Source organism: Streptomyces sp. NPDC046349, assembly GCF_055587885.1.
The window spans coordinates 38,268-59,307 of the sequence record NZ_JBVJFK010000020.1; the positions used below are offsets into that span (position 1 = coordinate 38,268).

General features: G+C 69.0%; 22 protein-coding genes and 3 pseudogenes. 13 read left to right on the plus strand and 12 right to left on the minus strand.

Annotation, left to right across the window (positions count from 1 at the left end; genetic code table 11):
* The first annotated feature begins 71 nt into the window (after positions 1-71).
* The 4 genes from ACZ6JS_RS34180 to ACZ6JS_RS34195 all read left to right on the plus strand — a co-directional run bounded on the left by ACZ6JS_RS34180 (position 72) and on the right by ACZ6JS_RS34195 (position 2,823).
* Positions 72-281: a hypothetical protein gene (locus ACZ6JS_RS34180; protein WP_469303834.1), complete on the plus strand. Its 210-nt coding sequence runs from the start codon at positions 72-74 to the stop codon at positions 279-281.
* Positions 282-519: 238 nt separating this feature from the next.
* Positions 520-1,524: a hypothetical protein gene (locus ACZ6JS_RS34185; protein WP_469303835.1), complete on the plus strand. Its 1,005-nt coding sequence runs from the start codon at positions 520-522 to the stop codon at positions 1,522-1,524.
* A 409-nt stretch (positions 1,525-1,933) separates the two neighbouring features.
* Positions 1,934-2,314: a hypothetical protein gene (locus tag ACZ6JS_RS34190; RefSeq protein ID WP_469303836.1), complete on the plus strand. Its 381-nt coding sequence runs from the start codon at positions 1,934-1,936 to the stop codon at positions 2,312-2,314.
* A 143-nt stretch (positions 2,315-2,457) separates the two neighbouring features.
* Positions 2,458-2,823 (plus strand): hypothetical protein, encoded by a 366-nt coding sequence (locus ACZ6JS_RS34195; RefSeq protein WP_469303838.1) that lies wholly within the window; start codon positions 2,458-2,460, stop codon positions 2,821-2,823.
* Between the two features lie 377 nt (positions 2,824-3,200).
* On the opposite strand, the gene ACZ6JS_RS34200 is transcribed toward ACZ6JS_RS34195, so the two are convergent.
* A complete protein-coding gene (locus ACZ6JS_RS34200; RefSeq protein WP_469303839.1) occupies positions 3,201-3,701 on the minus strand; it encodes a Ku protein in 501 nt (166 codons plus the stop codon).
* A gap of 225 nt (positions 3,702-3,926) precedes the next feature.
* Here ACZ6JS_RS34200 and ACZ6JS_RS34205 point away from each other — a divergent pair, with 225 nt between their 5' ends.
* From ACZ6JS_RS34205 to ACZ6JS_RS34225, 5 genes are all read left to right on the plus strand, one after another.
* On the plus strand, positions 3,927-4,157 hold the full coding sequence (locus ACZ6JS_RS34205; RefSeq protein WP_469303840.1) for a DUF4158 domain-containing protein: 231 nt from the start codon (positions 3,927-3,929) through the stop codon (positions 4,155-4,157).
* Positions 4,114-4,608 carry a hypothetical protein gene (locus ACZ6JS_RS34210; protein ID WP_469303842.1) on the plus strand — a complete coding sequence of 165 codons (495 nt, stop codon included), beginning with the start codon at positions 4,114-4,116 and terminating at the stop codon, positions 4,606-4,608. The genes ACZ6JS_RS34205 and ACZ6JS_RS34210 overlap by 44 nt, the downstream gene beginning before the upstream one ends.
* A gap of 318 nt (positions 4,609-4,926) precedes the next feature.
* Positions 4,927-5,247: a hypothetical protein gene (locus ACZ6JS_RS34215; protein WP_469303844.1), complete on the plus strand. Its 321-nt coding sequence runs from the start codon at positions 4,927-4,929 to the stop codon at positions 5,245-5,247.
* Between the two features lie 271 nt (positions 5,248-5,518).
* Complete coding sequence (locus ACZ6JS_RS34220) at positions 5,519-6,283, plus strand: fibronectin type III domain-containing protein (protein WP_469303846.1); 765 nt, start codon at positions 5,519-5,521, stop codon at positions 6,281-6,283.
* Positions 6,284-6,468: 185 nt separating this feature from the next.
* Positions 6,469-6,939 carry an NUDIX hydrolase gene (locus tag ACZ6JS_RS34225; RefSeq protein ID WP_366868250.1) on the plus strand — a complete coding sequence of 157 codons (471 nt, stop codon included), beginning with the start codon at positions 6,469-6,471 and terminating at the stop codon, positions 6,937-6,939.
* An 18-nt stretch (positions 6,940-6,957) separates the two neighbouring features.
* Here ACZ6JS_RS34225 and ACZ6JS_RS34230 read toward each other — a convergent pair whose 3' ends face one another.
* The 8 genes and pseudogenes from ACZ6JS_RS34230 to ACZ6JS_RS34265 form a co-directional block, all read right to left on the minus strand.
* Entirely contained in the window at positions 6,958-8,499 is a 1,542-nt protein-coding gene (locus ACZ6JS_RS34230) for a hypothetical protein (RefSeq protein WP_469303848.1), read from the minus strand.
* Positions 8,496-8,831, minus strand: coding sequence for a helix-turn-helix domain-containing protein (locus ACZ6JS_RS34235; RefSeq protein ID WP_306946155.1), 336 nt, complete (start codon positions 8,829-8,831; stop codon positions 8,496-8,498). The genes ACZ6JS_RS34230 and ACZ6JS_RS34235 overlap by 4 nt, the downstream gene beginning before the upstream one ends.
* Positions 8,828-9,955, minus strand: a complete 1,128-nt coding sequence (locus ACZ6JS_RS34240) for a tyrosine-type recombinase/integrase (RefSeq protein WP_469303850.1) — start codon at positions 9,953-9,955, stop codon at positions 8,828-8,830. Before ACZ6JS_RS34240 ends, ACZ6JS_RS34235 begins: the two co-directional genes overlap by 4 nt.
* Before the next feature lie 266 nt (positions 9,956-10,221).
* On the minus strand, positions 10,222-10,419 hold the full coding sequence (locus ACZ6JS_RS34245; RefSeq protein WP_469303852.1) for a transposase: 198 nt from the start codon (positions 10,417-10,419) through the stop codon (positions 10,222-10,224).
* Between the two features lie 175 nt (positions 10,420-10,594).
* A pseudogene (locus tag ACZ6JS_RS34250) lies at positions 10,595-11,288 on the minus strand (HNH endonuclease family protein).
* Between the two features lie 210 nt (positions 11,289-11,498).
* Positions 11,499-11,969, minus strand: a complete 471-nt coding sequence (locus ACZ6JS_RS34255) for a lamin tail domain-containing protein (RefSeq protein ID WP_469303854.1) — start codon at positions 11,967-11,969, stop codon at positions 11,499-11,501.
* 534 nt (positions 11,970-12,503) lie between these two features.
* Positions 12,504-12,860 carry a DUF6233 domain-containing protein gene (locus tag ACZ6JS_RS34260; protein ID WP_469303856.1) on the minus strand — a complete coding sequence of 119 codons (357 nt, stop codon included), beginning with the start codon at positions 12,858-12,860 and terminating at the stop codon, positions 12,504-12,506.
* Between the two features lie 4 nt (positions 12,861-12,864).
* Positions 12,865-13,230, minus strand: a complete 366-nt coding sequence (locus ACZ6JS_RS34265; protein WP_469303858.1) for a hypothetical protein — start codon at positions 13,228-13,230, stop codon at positions 12,865-12,867.
* A gap of 448 nt (positions 13,231-13,678) precedes the next feature.
* Here ACZ6JS_RS34265 and ACZ6JS_RS34270 point away from each other — a divergent pair, with 448 nt between their 5' ends.
* Complete coding sequence (locus ACZ6JS_RS34270) at positions 13,679-14,827, plus strand: M23 family metallopeptidase (protein ID WP_469303860.1); 1,149 nt, start codon at positions 13,679-13,681, stop codon at positions 14,825-14,827.
* Between the two features lie 481 nt (positions 14,828-15,308).
* Here ACZ6JS_RS34270 and gcvH read toward each other — a convergent pair whose 3' ends face one another.
* Positions 15,309-15,698, minus strand: a complete 390-nt coding sequence (gene gcvH / locus ACZ6JS_RS34275) for a glycine cleavage system protein GcvH (RefSeq protein WP_469303862.1) — start codon at positions 15,696-15,698, stop codon at positions 15,309-15,311.
* Positions 15,699-16,290: 592 nt separating this feature from the next.
* Between gcvH and ACZ6JS_RS34280 the strand changes: the two genes are divergently transcribed.
* Positions 16,291-16,563 (plus strand): hypothetical protein, encoded by a 273-nt coding sequence (locus ACZ6JS_RS34280; protein ID WP_469303863.1) that lies wholly within the window; start codon positions 16,291-16,293, stop codon positions 16,561-16,563.
* A 230-nt stretch (positions 16,564-16,793) separates the two neighbouring features.
* Positions 16,794-16,916, plus strand: a pseudogene (locus ACZ6JS_RS34285) (IS5/IS1182 family transposase); the annotation flags it as partial.
* A gap of 620 nt (positions 16,917-17,536) precedes the next feature.
* Here the strand turns inward: ACZ6JS_RS34285 and ACZ6JS_RS34290 are convergent.
* Positions 17,537-18,982 carry an FAD-dependent monooxygenase gene (locus ACZ6JS_RS34290; protein WP_469303865.1) on the minus strand — a complete coding sequence of 482 codons (1,446 nt, stop codon included), beginning with the start codon at positions 18,980-18,982 and terminating at the stop codon, positions 17,537-17,539.
* A 168-nt stretch (positions 18,983-19,150) separates the two neighbouring features.
* Between ACZ6JS_RS34290 and ACZ6JS_RS34295 the strand changes: the two genes are divergently transcribed.
* On the plus strand, positions 19,151-19,750 hold the full coding sequence (locus ACZ6JS_RS34295) for a TetR/AcrR family transcriptional regulator (RefSeq protein WP_469303866.1): 600 nt from the start codon (positions 19,151-19,153) through the stop codon (positions 19,748-19,750).
* A 166-nt stretch (positions 19,751-19,916) separates the two neighbouring features.
* Here ACZ6JS_RS34295 and ACZ6JS_RS34300 read toward each other — a convergent pair.
* Positions 19,917-20,729 (minus strand): annotated as a pseudogene (locus tag ACZ6JS_RS34300) (IS5 family transposase).
* Positions 20,730-21,040: the final 311 nt, after the last annotated feature.

Here is a 21,040-nt window from a genome sequence, read left to right on the forward strand (position 1 = left end):
CTCTACCCTTTGAGACAATAGGGGCGTCCGCAGACGCGCCGTCACCCTGCCGCCTCGTCTGGGGAGTTCCGATGCTCGTCGCCGCCGGGTCTGCCAACACCGCGTGGGTCCTGTTCGCGCTCACCGCCTGCCTGCTCGTGGCGGTCGTGACCTACCACGTCTCCCGCGCCGCCCCGGTCTCGATGGCGCCGGGGCCGGCCCTGCTGGCCGCCGGCGCGGCGGGCGGGCTCGCGGTGCCGATCGCCTTCCAGATCCTGGAGAAGTTGCAGCTGCTCGCCTGAACCGGGCCCGGCCGCCAGTCGGGGGACGAGGGCGTCGGACCGCGCGGTCCGGCGCCCTTCGTCGTGTCCGCGCATCGTGGCCAACCCCCCTGCCGGTGTCCGGGTTTGTCGCGTCGGATAAGGAGAGCTTATCCGACGCGATGAGCTCACTTCTTTCTGTTCCAAGATTTTTTGACACTCCGCCGCCGCCCCGGGCCCGAGCAGTGAAGGCTGGACACCAAGCAGCAGGGAGCAGCAGATGATGAGCCACGTGGAGTTCGGCAGTCCCTACAACACCACCTTCGGCGGGGGGCCCTGGGAGGCGACCATCCATGGAAACTTCGACCTGACCCGCGGCTTCCTGGTCCTCGGCATCGACAGCACCCCGCAGCGCTGCGTCGTACGGGCTCTGCGAACCAGGCCGAACCGCCCCGACGTCTTCTACCCCTACCCCATGCCCACACAGGGACGGGCGTGGCTCAGCTATATCGCCACCTCCGTTGCCGAGGTCGGCCCGATCGAGCGGCAGGCACGCCAGCTGAACACTGACATCCTCCAGTGGTTCACCCCTCAGCCGGTGGTGCGCCTGTTGGCGATCACCGTCGGCCGCATGCTGATGCTCTTCCTCGTGCGGTCCGGCTCCAGCGACCCCGCAGTCCGGGCCGAGGCCGAATCGGTAATGGCCGCTGCCCTGTGCGCTCGCCGCGCGATCCTGGAGTCCAAAGAGTTGGACGACTGGAAGCCGGCAGTCGCCTTCTTCGCGCGGACGTATCTAGGCGTCTCCCGCACGGACGGGGAATGGCTGGAGGCGGTCTCGACGGCGCTGCTGGGCAACTGGGTGGATGCTCTCGAAGCGCCACCGAACGACGCGGGCACCCTGCACCACCTGCGCCAGGAGGCCCGGGCGGTCCACCGACAGTTGATGCCGCTGTGGCAGCGCAAGTCCGGGCCGGGCCGGGTGTGGATGCTGGACTACCGGCTGCCGTCCGGGGAGACCCTCCACGAGCTGGTCGCCGGGTCGTACCGGATCGAGGACGAGGTCCTGGACTGGTCTCCGGACCGGGGCGACACCTGCGCCGTCCTCGGGCGGCTCAAGGAGGACGAGCGACGGGTCGCGCAGGTCTTCGCACTCGGCAGCGGGTCCTGGGCCGAGGCTGCTGAGTCGGCCGGGCTGCCGCCTCAGATCGGCGAGCGCGTTATGCGCAAGCTCCGACGTCTCGGCGTCGAGTACCGGCGCCGGCGGCCCCTGGTCGGTGCCGCGTGAACACCGCGCTCGCACTGGCCTGGGCAGCGCTGCCCGAGTTTCTCGGCAGCCTGAGCGCCAGTCTCGTCCTCGCGGGCGGGGCTTGGATGGCCCGCCGACGGGCAGCTTCGCGCCCCGCCGGGCAGGAGAGTGGCCGCACCACAGGCTGATTTGGCGTGCCGGCTGACCGCGGTGCACGCGGTCAGCCGTCCCGGAGACCGCCGTCGTTCATGAGGTGTTTCAGGCGACGCACCGTTTGCAACGCCTCATGCAACTTGATCGCTGCAGGTGGATGACCTTGCAGCGCCGTGTTGCGACGGGGACCACCTATGAAACGGGGGATCACCTACTGAGGCGACGCGACTGTTCCACCGCGGCACCGGGCAGGGTTCACCAGTCGCCGGGCAGTCCGGCGAGAGAGGGGAACCCGATGGCCCAGGATCTGAACGCCGAGCTGTCCCGCATCTACGAGCGCTGCATTGAGGCCGTACGCACGATCGCTGCGCACGACCCAACCAAGCCCGTCGAGGGATGGGACCAGTACACATGCACGGCCGCCAACGAGTTCGCCATGGACGTCGGGATGGCATGGACGGCGGCTCACCCGGAGCACCAGGCGCATGACACGTACCAGGCAATCATGGGCGGCGTTCCCGTTGAGCGTGAAAGTGTCTTCGGGGACTCGCCCACGCGATACATCACGTACGGGCTGACGTCGTACGCCCGTGTCTTGCAGTGCATCGAGGCCCTGCGCGTCGGTCGCTTCGATCCCCACGTGCCAGGCGGCATCATCCGAACCGACGAGGACTGAACCAGCCGAGGCCGGCAGCGGCACGTTCTATGGTGCGGCGGGTTGGATGCCGTCAGATCGGCCTTGGGGCCGTCCGGGGATCCGTTCCGTTCTCCCGCGGTAGCGGTTGGCTGCGATCCTCGGGCGATGTCACCATCCTTCCCTTGGAGAGCAGCATGGTTCTGAGCGCCACCGGCGAGCCCGTCGTGACCCAGGACGACCCCCAGGTCGACGTCGGTCTCCATTTCCAGGAGGGCACGCTCGTGCTCACCCAGGACGGCACGGAGTACGCGCCCTACCACGCCCAGGTCGAGTTCGCGGCGCCCATGGGGGACCCCTGGACCGCACAGAAGGTCCGCTTCTCGGCAAAGGGGCCGGGCGGGAACAGCGTGGGCCTAGCGGTCGATCTCTTGAACGATGCCTGCGATGGACCGCGCCCCGGGCTCCCGGCAGCGATCTGGAAGGTCGTGGCCCTCGCCGCGACGTCCGCTGGCGACGTCGGCATCACCTACACGGCGCCTGCCTCCTGACGGCCGTCCGCACCCTGCGGACGGCCGACCGGCAAAAGGGCGCTGCCGTCCGGCGCGTGCCGGGGCCGGCCATGGACACGGCCGCATGCCTGCGGGTCAACGGAGGTGCGGGCGCGGCCGCCGCAATGGCCGCCGTCTACGACTCGGCTGCTGCGAGACTGCGGTGGTGAGCAGTATTCGCCGCCCTCTCGGGCACGGGCCGGTCCCGCATGATGAGGCGGCAGCAGAGCGTGCGGTGCGCGGGCGTACCGCCGCCGAGCGGCTCACCGAGGCCCAACAGCTGCCCGCCCCGCCTCCCGAGCCTGGCTCGGTCGCACGACGCGTTCTCGGAACTGGCCCCGGTACCTGAGCGAGCTGCTCGGCCACGGTCAACCCTGTTAGGTCCAACTGGTCTTCTTGGCCGTCGTCTTCTTCTTGGCGGGCATCGGGTGGACGGTGGCCGGCTCGCCGCGGGTGGCCTTCGCGTCCTGGACGGACTTCTCCAGCATCGCCATGAGGTCGACGACCTGCGCGGAGGCGGGCTCGGCCGGCTCCGGCGCCGAGGGGCGCTCGCCGGTGGCCTTGGCGGCGATGGCCTCCTCCAGGGCGGCCCGGTACTCGTCGCGCATCTGGCTCATGTCGAGGCCGGTCAGGGTCTCGGCGAGCGCGACGGCCACGTCGAGCTCCTCCTCGGTGACCTGCACGTCGGGGACCGGGACCTGGTCGGTGGAACGGATCTCGTCCGGCCAGAGCATCGCGTGCAGGACGATCACGTCGTCGAGGACGCGGAGCAGGCCCAGGCGCTCGCGGTTGTGCCACGCGAACTTGGCGACGGCCACCTTCGACGAGCGCTGCAGGGCCCGGCACGGCGACGCGCTCGCCGACCGCGACAGCCGCACGCCGGCACCCGGCCCGCACGGCGGCCAGGTCCGCCCTTACGTCCGGCCCCCGCCGCGCTCGGGCGGCCTCGGACGCCCGGTCGGCTGCCGCCTGCAGTTCGGCCCGGGCGGCCGCTCCGTCACCGGGGAGCACCGTGACCTCGGCGGCCTCCGCGACCTTGCCACCAGCCGCGCCAGCTCCGTCGGACCGGACGCCGTCTGGTGGAGGGCCGGTTCCCCCAGTTCGTGGAGGAGGTTCCGCCCGCGGCGGTCGACTACGTGGCCAGCGTGGTCAAGGTGCCGGCGGAGGACTTGGCGAAGTACGACCTGTCGTCCCGGTCGGCGAAGGGTCACCGGACGCAGATCCGCGAGGCCCTCGGGTTCCGCCCGGCGACCCGCGCCGACGAGGAACGGCTGACTGCCTGGCTCGCCGATGAGGTCTGCCCGCTGGAGTTGGTCGAGGACCGGCCTGCGTGAGGCCCTGCTCGTGCAGTGCCGCAGCGACCGCATCGAGCCCCCGGGGCGAGCCGAGAGGATCGTGGCCGCCGCGCGAGCGCGGGCCGATCGCGTCTTCTGCGCGCAGACCGTCGAGCGCTTGGGCGGGGCGTGTGCCGGGCGCCTGCTGGCTCTCGTGGAGGAGGGCAGCGAGGACGGCACGGCGCTGCTGGCCGCGCTGAAGCGGGACCCGGGCGCGGTGGGGCTGGACTCGCTGCTGACGGAGATCACCAAGCTGACTGCCGTCCGGCGGCTCGGCTTGCCGGAGGGGTTGTTCGCGGACTGCTCGGAGAAGCTGGTGGCCGCGTGGCGGGCGCGGGCGATCAAGATGTCCGGAACCGGGAAAGTGGCTCGTAGGGAGACCGGAACTGACGAACTCCCAAGTAGTTTGTTAGTGAACCTTCCTCGGAATGCGCCAGTTCTACAACGGTGAGATTCTGGTGATACGGGACAGCACACCGATACCCGATATCTGCTAGGCCTCATCATGAAACTCGGACACGTCATAGCGGCTGCGGTTTTGTTGACCCCCATACCATTTGCGGGCATGACGAATCCTGCTGCCGCATCTTCCTCACACACTGTCGTCGCCAGCGGATGGATGCGTGTAACCGACAATGGAACCTTTTTTTCAATCCCCCCAAATCAAAGGCACACCGTCAATTTCACTATCCCCACCACGACACTCACCCTTACGCATACCAGGCCCAGCCGTCGCATAACTCACAGAGTCTGTGCAGCAGGGGAGACCATGGGAAAGCTGACCATCCAACTGGTACTTCAGCCCTCCCAAAGGGTCGACGCACTCGCGGAGCTAAAACTGTATGAAGAGTCGACCTGCGAGAACCTCGACCTTGACGACACTGACTGGGCCTCGACAAGCGTCAACCCAGGGCAAACAAGACAGATCGACAGGCTCTGGGTAACCAACGCACAGGAAGCCCAGTCGTGGGACAGTGCCGAAGCGTCCGTGACCGTAGCCCAGAAACCCGTGCCGCCCCCGTTGATTGACCTGTGGCAGGAGCACTGCCGGACCAACAGCGAAGCCTGCCGGATCACCCCCAGGCCGTAGCCGGTGGTACTGCCCCCGGGAACCGGGCACCGAGCCTTGCCCGCGCACGCCATATCGGCACGGGCCGGCCCTGACTCTAGCCGCGCTGCGGTGGCCGACCCTGGAGCGCACCGGGCTCCGCTGCCGGCGGCCGGCCCGGCCCCGCACGGGCGTCACTCTCGGGATGCGCCGGAATTGCCCCGGTGGGACCGTAACGGTAGGGGCGGTATCAGGTGCACGCCCGCACCAAGTTCGCAGTGCCATGGCGAGGGGGAGAACCACGAGGTGTGAGATGAAGCTGCGATATGCCGCGGGGGCTGCAGTGCTGCTGACCCCCGTCCTGTTCGTGGGCATGACGGAGCCCGCTGCTGCGCGTAACACTCATACGATGTGGATTCGGGGAGTGCTCAATGTGCGGGACGCCGACGGGGAGGTGACCGGAGGCAGTTTCACCCAAGCGGTCGACCTCACGCATGACGCCACGAGGGGTACCTTCCGCTTCTCCCGCTGCGCGGGCGGGGAGACCACGGGCGTCCTCGTCCTCACGTTTTACCTCCTCCGCGACGAGACCGTCGCTCCCAACGGCACGCTGTCCCTGTACGAAGGGACGCAGTGCAACGACCCCGACAGAGAGGGAGCGATACGGGTCTCGGAAAGGCCAATTCTCCTGGGCAAAGTCCGGAACGAGGAGCTGGTCGTGAGGAACCGTGAGTTCCTGTCGGATGATTCGACGTCGGCGGAATTCTCGATCACGCACAGGGCAGCCGCAGTGGACGTCGGGCGGCCGACCGAGGCTTCGAACGTCGTCGCCACGGCGGTCCCTGTCGGCGACGAAAAGACCGTCCGAGTGGACTGGGAAGACAACGCCAACAACGAGACGGGTTACGAGGTCCGCAACACCACCCTCAACCAGAGCTTCGGCGTGGGTGCCAATACCAAGACCTTCTCGGTTCCCCACCTCGACCCGAAGGTCAGGTACTGCTTCCAGGTCCGGGCAGTGGGCAACCAGGGCCCATCCGACTGGAGCCCCGTGGGCGAGAAGGCGGAGTGCGCGTGAGGCGCTCGGCGCGGCACCGCCTGACTCGGGGGTCGATACTGGTGGGCTCGCCTATTCAACCGTCGCCAGTTCCTCTGGGGACTCCGTCCTGCCACTCACCCTCTGTAACCCTGATAAACCGTGTTTGAAATGTCGATCAACACAGGTCTTGATCGACATTTCGAGCACCGCATAGCGTCAGGACGGTGGAAACAACGCACCGGCCCGCCGCCCGGGTCATCTGCCTGGACGCTGCCCACCGCCTGCTTCTTCTGCACTGGCGGGATCCGTTCGACGGGACATGGCTCTGGGAGCCTCCCGGTGGCGGCATCGAGCCTGGCGAGACGCCGCTGGTGGCGGCACGACGTGAACTGGCCGAGGAAACCGGACTCGACCCGGCTGCCGTCCTTGACCGGTCGGTGCTCGTAGACCGTGATGTGCAGTGGAACGGCAAGCGGCACATCGGGACGGAGCATTTCTTCGTGGCTCAGTTTGCCGACGAGCAACCGTCCCTGGTGCGTACCGGCCTGCTCCCCGACGAGCAGGCCAACCTGGACACGCATGCCTGGATCGCATGGCCGGATCTGGACTCGCTGCCGGACCCGGTTGAGCCGCCGCAGTTGCTGACCGTGCTCGACGCCCTCGTGCCAGACGGCCCGTGGTGTGATCGTGCATGAGGTGCGGCCACCCCTTCTTCAACTGTCGCTGGCTCCCCGAGGAACCCAGCCCGCTGGTGACCTTGCGTGATCCCCTGGGGCGTATCGGCTCCATGTTCCGCCGGTCTCGTTGCGGAGCCGGGTGGTGGTTTTGTCGTGGTAGCCGAGCGCGTCGGCGACGACGGGGGCGGGCAGTTCGAGGAGTTGCTGCCGGATGGCCGCGCCGCGGGCAGCGGCGGCCGGGACCCCGGCCTCGTTCAGGAGCGCAGACAGGTGATCGGGGCGGAACGGCTGGCCCGCCCGGCGGCCCGGGAAGAGCCAGCGGGATGCGGGGTTGGTGGCGGTGTTCATGTTGTCGCGGTTTGCGATGTGCTCCAGCAGCAGGGCCGCGACCGGTGCCGGAACGGGCGAAGCTGGCTCCCCGAGCCGTAGCAGCACCGTGTCGCCGTCGCGGATCACGTCGTCGACGGTGAGCCGGACGATGCGGCTCACGGGCTGCGCGTAGAGGAGCACGATGACTCCCGCGACACGCAGAGGTGTCGGTATTTTCGTGTCGGTCAGCAGTCGGCCGAGGGCGTCGAGGCGCTCGTCTTCGCTCAGTGCGGCCCGCCGGGAGACCTTCAGCGCGGGGATGGAGAGGGAGCGTCGGCAGTGGCGGCTCTGCATGGCCCAGTTGAGGAAGGCTCGCACACAGGTGCGGCCGTGTTCGGTGTTCTCGGCATACCAGGCGTCGACATCGATCTGGCCGCAGGACGCGAGGGTGCTGTTGCGCTCGCCGAGCCATTGCAGGAATGCGGTCGCGTACTTGATCTGCTCGGCGGCGAACCGTCGGACGCTGGGTGTGATGTGACTCCGCTCGGCGCGGGCCCGCAGCCGAGGGAGGACGCGCCAGGTCGCGAAGAGCCTGATCGTCTTGACGTGCTCGGGGTCAGCGATGCCGGCCAGATGCCCGGGAAGCCAGCGTTGGAAGGAACACAGGTACTTGTCGACCGCGGGCAGGACTCCGCACGTCATCAGGAGTTCTTCCAGGTGAGCGGCGGCCCGCCAGGGCTGGAGCTCGTGGAAGGCGTCGTGGGTCAGCGGGATCTCGCCGAGGCCAAGCCGACGCAGCAACTGTGAGGCGTTTCCCGGCTGGCCGCGGCGCATCTCCAACCAGGCCAGCCCGCTACTGGGCTTGTCCATCGCCACCAGCAGGTTGAACAGCGGGACCAACTCAGGACGGATCCGGCCGGTGCTGTCGTCCAGGAGCGCGGTGAGGCGGTCGGTGAGCGTGCAGAGTTCACATAGCCGCCCGCCCAGGAGCTTTCCCTCGAAGCCGCAGCGTGAGCAGTCGAAAGTTTGGGAGAAGCCGGCGCAGGTGGTGCAGATCGGGGCCCCGTCACCGGGGCGGAGCCCGGGAAGGGCACGTTCCTGGCCACATCCCGGGCACGTCCCCCGTGTCCGGACGGCGCGGTCCGAGCAGGTCCGGCAGACGTATCCGTCCGGCCAGCTGCCGGCCTTGTGCCTGCGGCGGCCGCAGCGGCAGCACTCGGCCATGTACCAGCGCTCGTACTGTTCGTCGGTGGCGTAGGTGCGGGTCATGAGTCGGGCAGGATGCGGGCGGCGCGGGGCCGCAGCTTCGCGACGTTCGCGGGCGGGGCGGGCAGGTCGTCGGTGGCGGTCTTGCGGACTCCGGCGTTCTCGGCGGTGGTGGTTACCAGGTCGGCCGGGGTGCAGGACAGGATGTCGCAGAGCGCGGCCATGATCTGCAACGACAGGCGTTCCGGGGTGCCGGAAACCAGGCGGTGGACCTGGGAGGCGGATAGGTCGATGCCCCGTTCGCGCAGCAGCGGCACCAGTTCGGTGGCCGTGAAGATCTGGTGCTGGGCCATGACCTCGCGCAGCCGCCACACGTATCCGACCTTGCGTTTCATGCTTGCTTCCCGGTCTGGGTCTGGAGGGCCGCGGCGATGGTGGAGTCCAGATGCCGCCGCAGGGTGCGGGTGCGGAAGTCCGAGGACACGCAGGTGTAGAGCGAGGTGGTGCTGGCGTGCTCGTGGCCGACTTGTTCCTGGACGAAGCGCGGGTCCCAGCCATCCTTGATGAGGTGGGTGACGTAGGACCTGCGGAAGGAGTGGAAGTCGAGTCCGTCGTCCAGGCTCAGGGCCTTGCGGTAGGCGATGAAGCGGGAGTTGAGCCGCTGGCAGCCGATCCGCAAGCCCCGTTCGGAGGGCCAGGCCGCCGGGTTGTTGTCGGTTCCGAACAGCGGGCGGACCTCGGTGAACCACTCGTCCAGGACGTCCGGGGGCCAGTCCCACACGGTCAGCACCTCGCGGCGCTTGGGCGGCGAACCTTTCTTGGCCTTGCCGAAGCGGACCAGGCACCGGCCGTACTCGCCGAACTCGGCGCCGTACGGATTGCGGCCGAAGTCGGCGGCGTCCAGCATCCGCGTCTCGTTGCGCCGCAGCCCGTAGGCGTACGCGGTTTTGAACAAGGTGGCGTCGCGGAACGCCGGCAACCAGCCCTTGCGGCCGAAGGCCCGGATCCTTGCGACCTCGTCGTCGCAGTGCGCGAAGAAGCCGTGCAGCTCGGCCTTGGTGAACGCGCGCTTCTTCGCGTCCGCCTCATTGTCCTGGACGTGCACCGCGGTGTTCCACTCGTGCACGACCTGAACGGGGTGGGTCCCGAACCGCTCCTGACAGGTCGCCGTCCACTCGTAGAGAGGGTCAGTGATGAAGTGGCAGAAGGCCCGCACCGCCTCGGAGTACGAGCGGATCGTCGAACGCTTCAACTCTCGCAAAGAACGCAGGTCACCGAGCCATTCGTCGACCATCGCCGGCGTCCAGTGCCACGGATAGGTGTTCACGTAGGCGGCGAACGCCTTCACCGTGTTCTCCCGGCCTTCCACGGTCGTGCGGGCCAGATTGCGGGCCAGCTGCTGGTTGGCGAAGCCGGTCAGCATCGCTGTGAAGACTTGCTCCTCGGGCCGCAGCAGCGCGACCCCGTCGACCAGATGCAGCCTCGCCGCCCCCGGCACCGACCCGCTGAACCACGCCATTCCGCCACCCTCCGTCACTCGCATTCGGTGCGAGAAAACCGCATCCGATGCGAGTCGGCCGCCGATCCGCAGGCCAGCCAGCCATACGAGTGACGCGGCTGGCGTTCAGGTGCCACCACCCGCTAACGTCGCATGCCGCTTCAGCGCCTCAACCGCCCTGGTCACGCAGGGGAATTCGGGCATCCGCCGACGCCGCATCGCAGACCGCCGCGAGTTCGCATCCGATGCAATTGGCGGCGCTTGGAACATCGGAACGAAAACCGGCGCTACTGATCTTTTCGTAAGTTCGGTGGGTGTGGTGGGTGGATGGTCAGGCCGGTGTGGGCGAGGAACGACCATGGCGGTTGTGGGTTGTGGTTGATGCGATGGATGCCTTGCTCGGTGGCGTCGGCGACATCGGCGAGGTGGTCGCCGGCGAGGTTGGCGAGTTCACGCTTCTTGAGTGAGGACCACAGCAGCTCCACCGGGTTGAGCTCGGGAGCATAGGCGACCGCTCCCGCTCCTCCGTCGACTCCTCGTTCGGCCTAACGAACAGGCCGAGCAGGAGCAACGGGAGAGAAGAGGAAGCCGACCGCTACTTTGCACCGTGGGTCAGGGATAGGAGACCGGGGCCGTCTAGGCCCGGGCTCGACCGCCCCGCTACGAGGCGGGGGCGAACTCCACGTCGGTGCCGCCGCAGCCGGCCGCGATGTCCAGCAGCCGGTCCCGCTCCAACTCGTCGACCGCGAGGCCCCAGCGGAGCTTCGTCGCGGTCCACTCCGCGCCGTACCGGCACAGCGCGTCCGCGGACGGGGGCAGCCACTCCGCGGGATCCTGGTCGGCCCTTCGACCGGTTCGACCGCGCCGTCACCGCCACCAGCGAGGCCGGCTGCCCTTGGTCGTTCGCGTAGGCCTCACGCCGCGCTGCGGTCCACGCCGAGGCCCCGAAGTCCCAGGCCTCGGCGAGCGGGACCATGTGGTCGATGTCCAGCGCGCTGGCCGGTGTGACCTCGCGCTCGTCGTAGTACGACCACCACACGCCGCCGGTCAGGGTGCAGCCCGGGCCGATCTCCGGATAGACGACAGCCTCGGCCAGGAGGACCTCGGCGCGGGTGTTGCAGCCGTCGGCCGGGACGTCGCCGGCATTCCAGTGCCGGAAGGAGGTGCGCTGGTAGCCCGTCCGGTCCTCCACCGCGAGCGGGAGAGTGGACACCGCCGCCCCGATCGGCAGGACCTGCGGCACAGCAGCGGCCGGAGCAGCCGGGTGTGCGCTCGCCTCGGCGGCGGCGGGGAGGGAAAGGGTCATGGTCAGGGCGGCGGCGGCCGCGACAGCGGACCGCTTCATGATCATCATGAGCCGGTTCTACCGGCCTCCACGCCGTCAGCGACAGGCCGCGCGGACCCGATTCACCCGCCCGCGCACGGCGGTTCACCGGCGAAACGCCACTGCACGCGTGCCTCTGCAGCAGTACGGGCCGCCGCCCGGTGGGGGCGACGGCCCGTATTCGCGGCCGGTCAGCGGCGGTGGCCGCATCGTCCGGCTGCGGGTGGGTCCTCTCGGAGGTTAGCGGCGGCGGCCCCAGGACTCGGTGTCGACGGTGCGGCCGCGGTCGTCGCGCAGGGTGGCGGTGTCGGAGCGGTTGTCCCAGACGTAGTCGCGGCGGTCCTGGAAGAGGTCGGTGCGGGTGTCGCGGCCGTTGCCGGTGTGGATGCGGATGGTGTCGCGGCCGCCGAGGCGGACGTTGTCGAAGCGGTAGCGGTTGCCGTCGCTGTCGCGCAGCGTCCAGCCGCGGAGGTTGATCGGGTTGCGGGTGGTGTTGCGGATCTCCACCCACTCGGCGTTCAGGGAGCGGTTGGAGCGGTCGTCACGTCCGGGGCTGTCGGCCTGGACCCGGCTGATCTCCACCCGCGGGTGCCGCTGGTGGTGGCGGTCGCCGTCGTGTGCGGCCGCCGGCAGTGCGGCGGCGGAGACGATGGCGCCCGCGGCCAGGACCGTGGCAGCGATACGGCGTACGGAGGAAGAAGCAGAAGACATGGGTGGCGCTCCCTCAAGAACAGCGCTCCACCAGCCGAAACAGGTCGGTGAAGGCCTTTGCGGTGTCGGCCCGGTTGAGCCGAGGACCCACACTCTCGACCCGACACGACCCCCGCGGCAGCCTCCGCCGACGCCGGTTACCAGACACGGATATATCCGTCACAGTCGCCTGGACACTGCACGCATTCCGCCCGAACGTGCCCCTGACATTCGCTGACTGCTACACCCAGCCGCCCCGGAAGACGCGGCTCCGGTTCGCGCACCCCGGCGCACCACCGGGCGCACGTTTCGCCGACCTCACCCGGCCGGGCTAGTTGATCAGGTAACAACCGTTCTGCGGAATTCTTCGCTCACACTTCCGCAGGTCGCACATGTGGCGCCCTGATGTGGACCAGGGCGAAGGGCGCTTCGTTCATCGGCGGGGCGGTCGCCGCGCCCGCCGGGGGCATAGCCCCTCGCGACGGTCGGCGCCGGGCGAACCTGTGGCGCCCGCCCGAGCAGCTGGTGCAATCGGCGTGCGGGTACGGCGTCGCGTCAGGTGTCGAGGAGGCCCAGTTCGCTGTCGGGTCGACACAGCGGGCACGCCATCACGCCGGAGGCCGTCAGCAGGATCTCCCGCACGTTCTGCGCGGTCGCGGGCCGGCCGCGGCTGCTCATCGGGCAGTCGCCGGTGTGCACCCGCTCGGGGGTGCGGCGGACGCCGATGCCGTACTCGATCCACCACTGCGGCGGCTCCGGCATCGGCCGGCGCCGGGCCTTCTCGGCGTCGGCCGCGCGGACCGCGGCAATCCTCTCGTCGACCCGGGCCAGGGTCAGCTCCAGCCAGCGGCGTATCACCAGCAGCTGCTCCAGCGCGGGCGGCAGCGGCAGGAGGGGATCGGGGCCGGACACGTGCCTACGCCGCCTCGGGCTCGGAGGGCTCCTCCGCGGGGCGGGCCTGCTTCTTCAGCTCCATGCGCGCGGAGACGACCTCCTCCCGCGCCAGGGTCGCCCAGTGGGGGTGGTCGACGACGGAGATCGCCAGTTCCCGGATCTCGGCCCACATCCGGTCGACGGTCTCCTTCTCCTCCTGCGACCAGCCGGGGCTGTCGGGGACGTCCCCGCGGTGGGAGAAGCGCTCCCCGCGCGCCCACCCCGGCATCGGCTCCACGCTCCACGGCAGCCGGGCCAGGAAGGCGCGGTGCTCGGCGTTGGCGCGGTGCAGCTGCTCCTGGAGCTTGAGGAGGTCGTCGGGGAAGGAGCGCGCGTCGGATGAGGTCACCCATCAATCGTAAACCTGTTCGATTTCGGTTGGGAACGCGCCGCTCCGCTCCGTCCCCCGGACGGCCGCACCCCGCTGGCCCGCCCCGTACGGACCCGCACCTCACGCGGCCCGACCGGCGCGGTGCCACGCTGGAAGAAGGGGCCCGTTGTGCGTCCGACAGGACACCTGGCCAGTGGGGTGGAGTGAAAAGATCCAACTCTCCCGTCCGGACTCGAACGGGATCACTCGGCATTTGGCGTCGCGAGCAGCGCACCGCTCAGGACGACGGACGTGGTCGCACCCGGGCTGGCGGCGGACGAGCCCGATGGCGCTATCCGCGACGCTGGTCGCGGGGCTGCTTGTCGCAGGGGGTACGTCCGCAGAAGGAGCGTCCTCGGGCCATGGTGAGCAGGCCGCGCCTGCCGGCGCACGGGCCGCTGTGACCGTGCCGGACAGCTTCAGCCCCGTGGTCGTGACACCGATCAGCGATCCGACGTTCCCCTGGCTGGGCAGCGACCAGAAGTACCACGTTTCCTACGACTTGCAGCTGACCAACGCCTCACGGCTGCCGGCCACGCTCACCAAGGTGCAGGTGGTCGACGCGAAACGACCTGACACTGTTGTCGCCACCCTCTCCAGCCGCCAACTGGTCAATCCCGAATGCGAGTACGGAGCCTGCAATCTGCTGCGGACGTTGCCCTCGTCGAACGCGACCGACACCGTCATGCCTGCCGGCCAGTCCCGAGCTCTGATGGTGGACCTGACCTTCGACTCGCTGGACCAGGTGCCCGCCGAGGTCATGCACCGGCTGTTTCTGACCGGGCAGGCCGTGCCCCCGGCCACCAAGCCGAGCCCGGTCGACTACCTCGCCGCGCCGTACAACATCTCCTCCGGCAAGCCGCGGATCATCGTACCCCCGCTCAAGGGGGGCGACTGGGTCGCCCTGAACAGCTGCTGCGGCACCGGCGGGTCGCACCGCATCGCGCTCAACTCACTGAACGGCAAACTGGCCAACTCCCAGCGCTTCGCCATCGACTGGATGAAACTCACCGACGACGGCAAGTTCTACAGCGGCGACAAGACGAAGAACGAGAGCTACGCCGGCTACGGCGAGGCGGTGTACGCGGTCGCCGACGGCACCGTAAGTTCGACGCTCGACACGGTCGAGGCGGGCACCCCCGGCATCCTGCCCGCCAACGACCCCGTTCTCGGTCCGAAGATCACCGTCCAGAACGTGGACGGCAACAACATCATCCAGGACCTCGGCGATGGCGTCTGGGCCATGTACGCGCACCTGATCAAGGGCAGTCTGCTGGTCAAGCCGGGGGACACGGTCAAGAAGGGCCAGAAGATCGCGGAGCTGGGCAACACCGGCAACTCCAACGCCCCTCACCTGCACTTCCAACTTATGGACGACCCGTCACTGCTGCAGGCCGACGCCGTCCCCTACGTCATCGACCGCTTCACTTACCTGGGCCAGATTCCCTTCACGACCTGGGTGACCACTGACAGCTACCTGAGCGGCACCTTCCTGCAGGGCAGGCTGCCCGACGCACAGTCCCGCACCGATGCGCTGCCGCTCGTGCTGGCGGTCGTCGACTTCCCCGATACGTAAGGAACCGCCGCGCCCCGGGCTCGGCTGAACCGCCAACGGTGCGTGGCGGTCGGAGGAACCTGAGATCCACCGGGCACGGGGTAGGCATGCTGTCCGATGGCCCACCCGAAGCCGGACGGGCGGGCATGAAGGAGCAGCGGCACGGCGACGACCGCGGCGGTCGCGAAGGCCAAGGGCAGCAAGCCGTGGCCCGGCCACATGATCAGTGGCGGCAGTGGGGTGAACACCGAGAAACAATTGCCAGCGAGCATCCCTCCAGACGGTTCCAAGTGGGCATTTGATCGTAATTCAGGTACCTAGCCAAGCTGGTGTGCGCCTACGGGGTGGCTGAAGTTGCTGGTATCCGCTCCGTCAGTCCGCGACGGCCGGCGCGCGGCCGCCGCCCGGATACCGGCGGAGCGTGAACGCAGCAGTGCGGGCCGCCACCCCGACAAGGGTGGGCTTCAGGGACAGAGTTGCGCTCTGCCCCTGAAGCCTGCGGTCATTCGCCGCACTCTGTTTTGTAGCTGGCTGCGTCGAGGAGATCGAGACCGTCGAGTGCGTTCCTGTCGGAGGGCTCCAGTCGGAAGAGCCAGGCGGCGTAGGGTTCCGTGTTGAGCAGGCGAGGGAGGGATTCGAGCTTGGTATTGACCTTGACGACCTTGCCTCCGACCGGGGCGTAGATGTCCGCTGCCCCCTCCGTTGACTCGATGGGAGTGACCGGGTCGCCTGCGGCGACCACCACCCCAGCCGGGGGGAATTCGACGGACACAATGTCGCCGAGAGCGTTCTGGGCGTGGTGGCTGATGCCGACGGTCACGGTGCCGTCAGCCTCCAGACGGACCCACTCGTGGGACCGGGTGAATCGCAGATCTGCCGGAACTTGAGACATGTCGTCCTCTGTGGGTTGTGATGGTCGCACGGGAAGGGCCCTGCGAGCCGCGTTCGCGGCCGTCAACGCTCTGCGAACGGGGCCACTCCCATCCTTTACCTCCGCTTCCCCTTAGCGTTGGATCACCGCGCAGGGCTCGCCCCGGACCGGGTTGAACTCGACGACGGTGCGGAAGAGGAACGGCAACGGGACCGGCTCAGGGCGTTCAGCGAGGGCTGGACCGGTGGCCGCCGACCCGGTGGCTGACGGCTCCACGACTCGGCCTCCGCGGCAGCGGTTCGAGAACCGGCCTGGAGCAGTGGATCTTGTTCTCTTGCTGAAGGATGGTGTTTATGAGGAACACCGGAGCCTTCAAGGAAGCGGTCGCGGAGACCCTGGCCCAGCTGGCCCACCGCGGGGTGACGGTCCGACCGGGTACGGTCGCCGACACCATCGGACGGAACATCCGCGCCGTCGCCACCCAGCCCCGACGGGGATCCAGGAGCGCTCCGCCTGGCGGTACTTCGACCCAGCCTGCCTCGCGGCGAACATCGCCCGGCAACGGCAGGCGGCCGAGACCGGCAGCGCGCCCGGCCAGGTGGGACGCGCCCCGATGCCGCCGGTCGACAACCCGGAGCTGGCGCTCATCCTCGGAGGTGTCCCCGACGCCCTGGAGGAGAGCGGCGGTGACCTCTACAGCGTCATCGTCAACGTCGCCGTCAACGCCTGGATGGCCGGCCACATCCACGGCGAGGACGGTTGCACCGACTGGCAGGCCCGCATGGACACCATCACCGCCATGACGCCCGACATCACGAAATGGTTCAACCGGGGAGTCTGGACGTCCGCCCTCAACGACACCGGCTACGGCATCACCCGGCGCTGACCCGGGCCGTGCTCATCCAGCGGTCGCGGAGCAGCGGGGCAGGCGCCTCTGCGAGGGCATGGCGGTGGTGCTGCTCGGCCTCAGCCCCGCGACCAGTTCCGGGCAGACGCCGGCCCGAGAGAGGTTGGGAGCGGCCTCCGGTGCGCAGAACCCGCCTGGTGCGGCCTGTCACGGCCCGAAGGGTTACGTGGCCAGGCCGTCCTCTCGGGCCTTGAGCGCGCTGCTGCGCAGTCGAACGGTGCATCAATCGGCTCAAGCAGTGGCGCGGCTTGGCTATGCGGACGGACAAGCTGGCCATCGCCTACCAAGCTGCACTACATCTCGCGGGGATCCTCATCTGGGCACGATGCTGACTACAGAAACGGAACGCAGCCCGAGCGAAGTATCACGCGTCACCCGGCTTCACCAGTGAGGCAGGCGTGACATAGGCATCGGTCCGGGTGAGGAGCGAACGGCGCCGTCCTGGCTCGGAACTGGCACGCGTACTGCTCCAGCGTCACGGAGATGTCCGCTGCGTAATCCGCTGAGATGAACCCACGTGCACGTCGGGCCTCTTCCAGTCGCTCCAAGACCCGCGGCGTGTGGACGAGCTTCGGCCGGAAGCTGTGGAGGTGGCGCGTCGCCATGTCGATGACGATCCACCGCCCGGTGTGCCGCTCGCGCCCCACGGACGTGATCCGATCACCCCCCGGACCCCAGTACGCGTCCGCGACGTACACCTTCGCTCCGCCCTTGAAGCACTTTGTCCCGGGGCGCAGCTCCCGGCCTCCAACCCCGCATCGGCGCCATGCCACGACGTTCGCGGCCACCAACCAGACTGGCTCCAGTTGCGAGCCATTCGACTGGTCCACGCGTCCCCCTTCCAGCGGACGCCCTGCCAGTTCCGCAGCCGGCATCCTACTTCGAGTGGTGCGAGTGCCGCGCTTCCTTTTGTTCTCGCCCTTGTGCCGGCAGCTGGTCAAAGAGACAGGCTCTAGCCCAGATACCGGGCCATTGCCTCCTCGATCCCCGCCGCGTCCGCACCCTCCGCCGCCCAGGCCACGTATCCGTCGGGCCGTACCAGGACGGTCGTCCGGCGGTCGTCCGCCCAGCGCTCCACGGTCAGCCACCCCTCACGGACACCGGGGCCTTCGTACGTCCCGGGCGTGATCACCACGAACCGGCCGCCGCGCAGCGCCTCGTAGAGCCGGCCGTCCTTCAGGGCGACGTCGGGGACGCGGGTGCCGGTGAGGCGGTGGGCGCCGCGGGGGGCGGGGTAGGCGTAGCCGATCCCGGTGATCTGGCCCAGGGCCTTTCGCTGGACGGGCGGGGCCATGTCGACGAACGCGGAGACAAGGGCGCGGGCGGCACGCAGCAGCGGATTCCGCGCGCGGGCCAGCCGGACCAGTCCGCCACTGCTGCGCAGCACCGCCCTGCCGACCGGGTGGCGCTCGGCCTCGTAGCTGTCGAGGAGCCCTTCGGGCGCCCGGCCCTGGACGGCCGCGGCGAGCTTCCAGCTCAGGTTGGCGGCGTCCTGGAGGCCGGTGTTCATGCCCTGTCCGCCGGCCGGGGAGTGGATGTGCGCGGCGTCCCCGGCGAGGAAGACCCGCCCGACCCGGTAGTGCGGTGCCTGGCGCTCGTCACTGTGGAAACGGGAGAGCCAGCGGGCGTCGTGCATGCCGTAGTCGGTGCCCAGGGCACGGCGGGTGATCTCCTTGACCTCGTCGAGGTCGAGCGGGGCGTCGTCGGAGACCTCGTTGCGGCGGTTCCAGCCCATGACCCGGTACCAGCCGTCGCCGAAGGAGGCGATCATCGCGAAGGCGTCGCCGCGGCCGTTGACGGTGAGGACGCCCTCGGGCTTCTCGGCCAGCCGGACATCGGCCAGAATCAGCGACTTGATGACGGAGACACCGGGGAAGTCCAGGCCGATCGCCTCCCGCACGGCGCTCCGGTGACCGTCGGCGCCGACGACATAGGCCGCCCGGCGGGTGACGACCGCCCCGTCCGCGCCGCGCACGTCGATGTCGACCCCCTCGTCGTCCTGCCGCAGCCCCACGACCTCGCTCTCGTACGCGAACTCGACCCCAGCCTCCCGGGCCCGCCGCTCCAGGAGCCGCTCGACCTCGTACTGCGGGGTGATGAGCAGGAATGGGAAACGCGAGGGCAGCGTGCTCAGATCGAGGGAGAGGCGGCGGAAGAGCCGCAGGCCGGTGATGGTGTCCCCGGTGGTGAGGAGTTCGTCGGCGAGGCCGCGGGCGTCGAGCTGCTCCAGGGTGCGGGCGTGCACCCCGAAGGCGCGGGAGAGGTTGCTGATCTTGCGCGGCCGCTTCTCGACGAGGGTCACGGTGACGCCGGCTGTGGCGAGGTCACCGGCGAGGAGGAGGCCGGTGGGGCCGGAGCCGACGACGATCACGGTGCGATGGGTGGCGGTGCCGTTCATGGTGGCCTCCTGTTGCCAACGCTTGCTTGCCATCACCTATTGCCAACAAATGTTGGCCAACGTTCGTTGATGAAGATAGCGAGGCGCCAAGAGGATGTCAACAGTCGTTGGCAAACAACCGTTGACGAACAGTTGTTGACCTACGCCTGTTGACCTACGCTTGTTGGCATGAACGGCAGCGACAGCACCTCCACGGTTCCCGGCTCCGGCGCCCCCCGCCGCTCCGACGCCACTCGCGGCGCGATCCTCGCGGCGGCCCGCGAGCGCTTCGCGACTGACGGCTACGAGCGAGCCACCATCCGCGCCATCGCCAAGGACGCGAACATCGATCCGTCGATGGTGATGCGGTATTACCGCAACAAGGAGGGCCTCTTCGCGGCGGCCGTCGCCATCGACCTGCGGCTGCCGGACGTGAGCGGGGCGGACCGCCAGCAGGACGCGGGGCGGATCCTCGTCGAGCACTTCCTCGACATGTGGGAGAACAACGAGGTCCTCACCGCCCTGCTGCGGGTCGGCGTGACCAACCAGGCCGGGGCGGAGCGCATGGAGGGCATCCTGCGGGACCAACTGCTGCCGGTCGCCCGGCAGGTGTGCCCCGACCCCGAGCAGGTCCCGGCACGGGCGGCACTCATGGCGTCGCAGCTGCTGGGGCTGGCGCTCACGCGGTACGTGCTGCGGATGCCGCCCGCGGTGGGGCTGGCGCGGGCGGAGATCGTGGTATGGCTGGCACCGACGATCCAGCGGTACCTGACCGCGCCGAGTCCCTGAGGCTTGCCGAGCACTCGTATCCGCCGGGGCCACGGGACCGGTAGGGCGCTGGAAGGCCGCCCAGTACATGAGACCCGCCGGTCGACGAGAAATTCGGGCCCAGGAGGCCAGCCAAGCGCGAGAACCCGCCGAGCCCCTGACACGCCTAGGAGTTGTCGTCAAAGTGTCAGGCCCACATCAGGAGTGATGCGAGGGTGACGGCTGCCGTGTAGGACTCGGCGGTCTTGTCGTACCTGGTGGCGATGCCCCGCCATTGCTTGAGGCGGTTGAAGCACCGTTCCACAACGTTGCGGCGCTTGTACGTCTCACGGTCGAAGGCTGGCGGGCGGCCGCCGAGGCGGCCTCGCCGGGCTCGGTTGCGGACCTGGTCGGCCCGTTCGGGGATCGTGTGCCTGATGCCGCGGCGTCGCAGCCAGGTGCGGATCGCCTTGGAGCTGTAGCCCTTGTCACCGATGACGTGGGCGGGCCCGGTCCGGGGCCGGCCCGGCCCGAGCCTCGGCACGCGAATTGCGTCCATCACGGCGGTGAACTGGGTGCAGTCGTTGGTGTTCCCGCCGGTCAGGACGAAGGCCAGCGGGCGGCCCAGGGCGTCGCAGGCCAGGTGGTTTGGGGGTCAGTCCGCCTCGGGACCGGCCGAGGGCCGGGCTGCGGAGCCCCTTTTTCGGGCGCCGGCGGCGTGCTGGTGGGCGCGGACGATGGTGGAGTCGATCGACACCAGCCAGTCGAGGCCACCAGTCGCGTCGGCCTTCGCCTGCGCGGAACGGAGCATCCGGTCGAACGTGCCGTCCGCCGCCCACCTGCGGAAACGAGTGTGGAGCGTCGCCCACGGGCCGTACCGGTCGGGCACGTCCCGCCAGGCGACCCCGGTGCGGAACTTCCACACGACCCCGTTCAGGACCATGCGGTCGTCCAACCGCGGCCGCCCCAGCACAGGCCGGGGCAGCAACGGACGTATGAGATCCCACTCGGCATCGGACAGTTCATGGGCGACGTATCACGACACCATGATCCACAACCCAAGATCACTTTGACGACAGGGCCTAGTACTGAGCGTGTATCTGGCCGGACGGGCCAACTACGAGATTCTGACCGCTCTTCCGTGACGAGTACGCCAGACAGAGGGCAGTCACAGTGGGCTGAGGCGTTCAGTCACGCAGGATCCGGGCGGGCCTTTCCCGAAGACGGACAGTCCCCGGCAGCGGAGAATCCGGGTGCGGCGCGCGGGGCGGGTCTGGTACCTCCTGGGGAATTCGACCATCGGGTCACTGGCGCCATCGCCCTGGCTCTTCC

Coding starts and splice junctions, on each gene's coding strand:
- ACZ6JS_RS34185 (WP_469303835.1), top strand. CDS start 520: ATGATGAGCCACGTGGAGTTCGGCAGTCCCTACAACACCACCTTCGGC.
- ACZ6JS_RS34235 (WP_306946155.1), bottom strand. CDS start 8,831: ATGAAACGCAAGGTCGGATACGTGTGGCGGCTGCGCGAGGTCATGGCC.
- ACZ6JS_RS34215 (WP_469303844.1), top strand. CDS start 4,927: ATGGGAAAGCTGACCATCCAACTGGTACTTCAGCCCTCCCAAAGGGTC.
- ACZ6JS_RS34240 (WP_469303850.1), bottom strand. CDS start 9,955: ATGGCGTGGTTCAGCGGGTCGGTGCCGGGGGCGGCGAGGCTGCATCTG.
- ACZ6JS_RS34230 (WP_469303848.1), bottom strand. CDS start 8,499: ATGACCCGCACCTACGCCACCGACGAACAGTACGAGCGCTGGTACATG.
- ACZ6JS_RS34295 (WP_469303866.1), top strand. CDS start 19,151: ATGAACGGCAGCGACAGCACCTCCACGGTTCCCGGCTCCGGCGCCCCC.
- ACZ6JS_RS34190 (WP_469303836.1), top strand. CDS start 1,934: ATGGCCCAGGATCTGAACGCCGAGCTGTCCCGCATCTACGAGCGCTGC.
- ACZ6JS_RS34180 (WP_469303834.1), top strand. CDS start 72: ATGCTCGTCGCCGCCGGGTCTGCCAACACCGCGTGGGTCCTGTTCGCG.
- ACZ6JS_RS34290 (WP_469303865.1), bottom strand. CDS start 18,982: ATGAACGGCACCGCCACCCATCGCACCGTGATCGTCGTCGGCTCCGGC.
- ACZ6JS_RS34210 (WP_469303842.1), top strand. CDS start 4,114: ATGAGGTCTGCCCGCTGGAGTTGGTCGAGGACCGGCCTGCGTGAGGCC.
- ACZ6JS_RS34220 (WP_469303846.1), top strand. CDS start 5,519: ATGAAGCTGCGATATGCCGCGGGGGCTGCAGTGCTGCTGACCCCCGTC.
- ACZ6JS_RS34255 (WP_469303854.1), bottom strand. CDS start 11,969: ATGTCTTCTGCTTCTTCCTCCGTACGCCGTATCGCTGCCACGGTCCTG.
- ACZ6JS_RS34280 (WP_469303863.1), top strand. CDS start 16,291: ATGCCGCCGGTCGACAACCCGGAGCTGGCGCTCATCCTCGGAGGTGTC.
- gcvH (WP_469303862.1), bottom strand. CDS start 15,698: ATGTCTCAAGTTCCGGCAGATCTGCGATTCACCCGGTCCCACGAGTGG.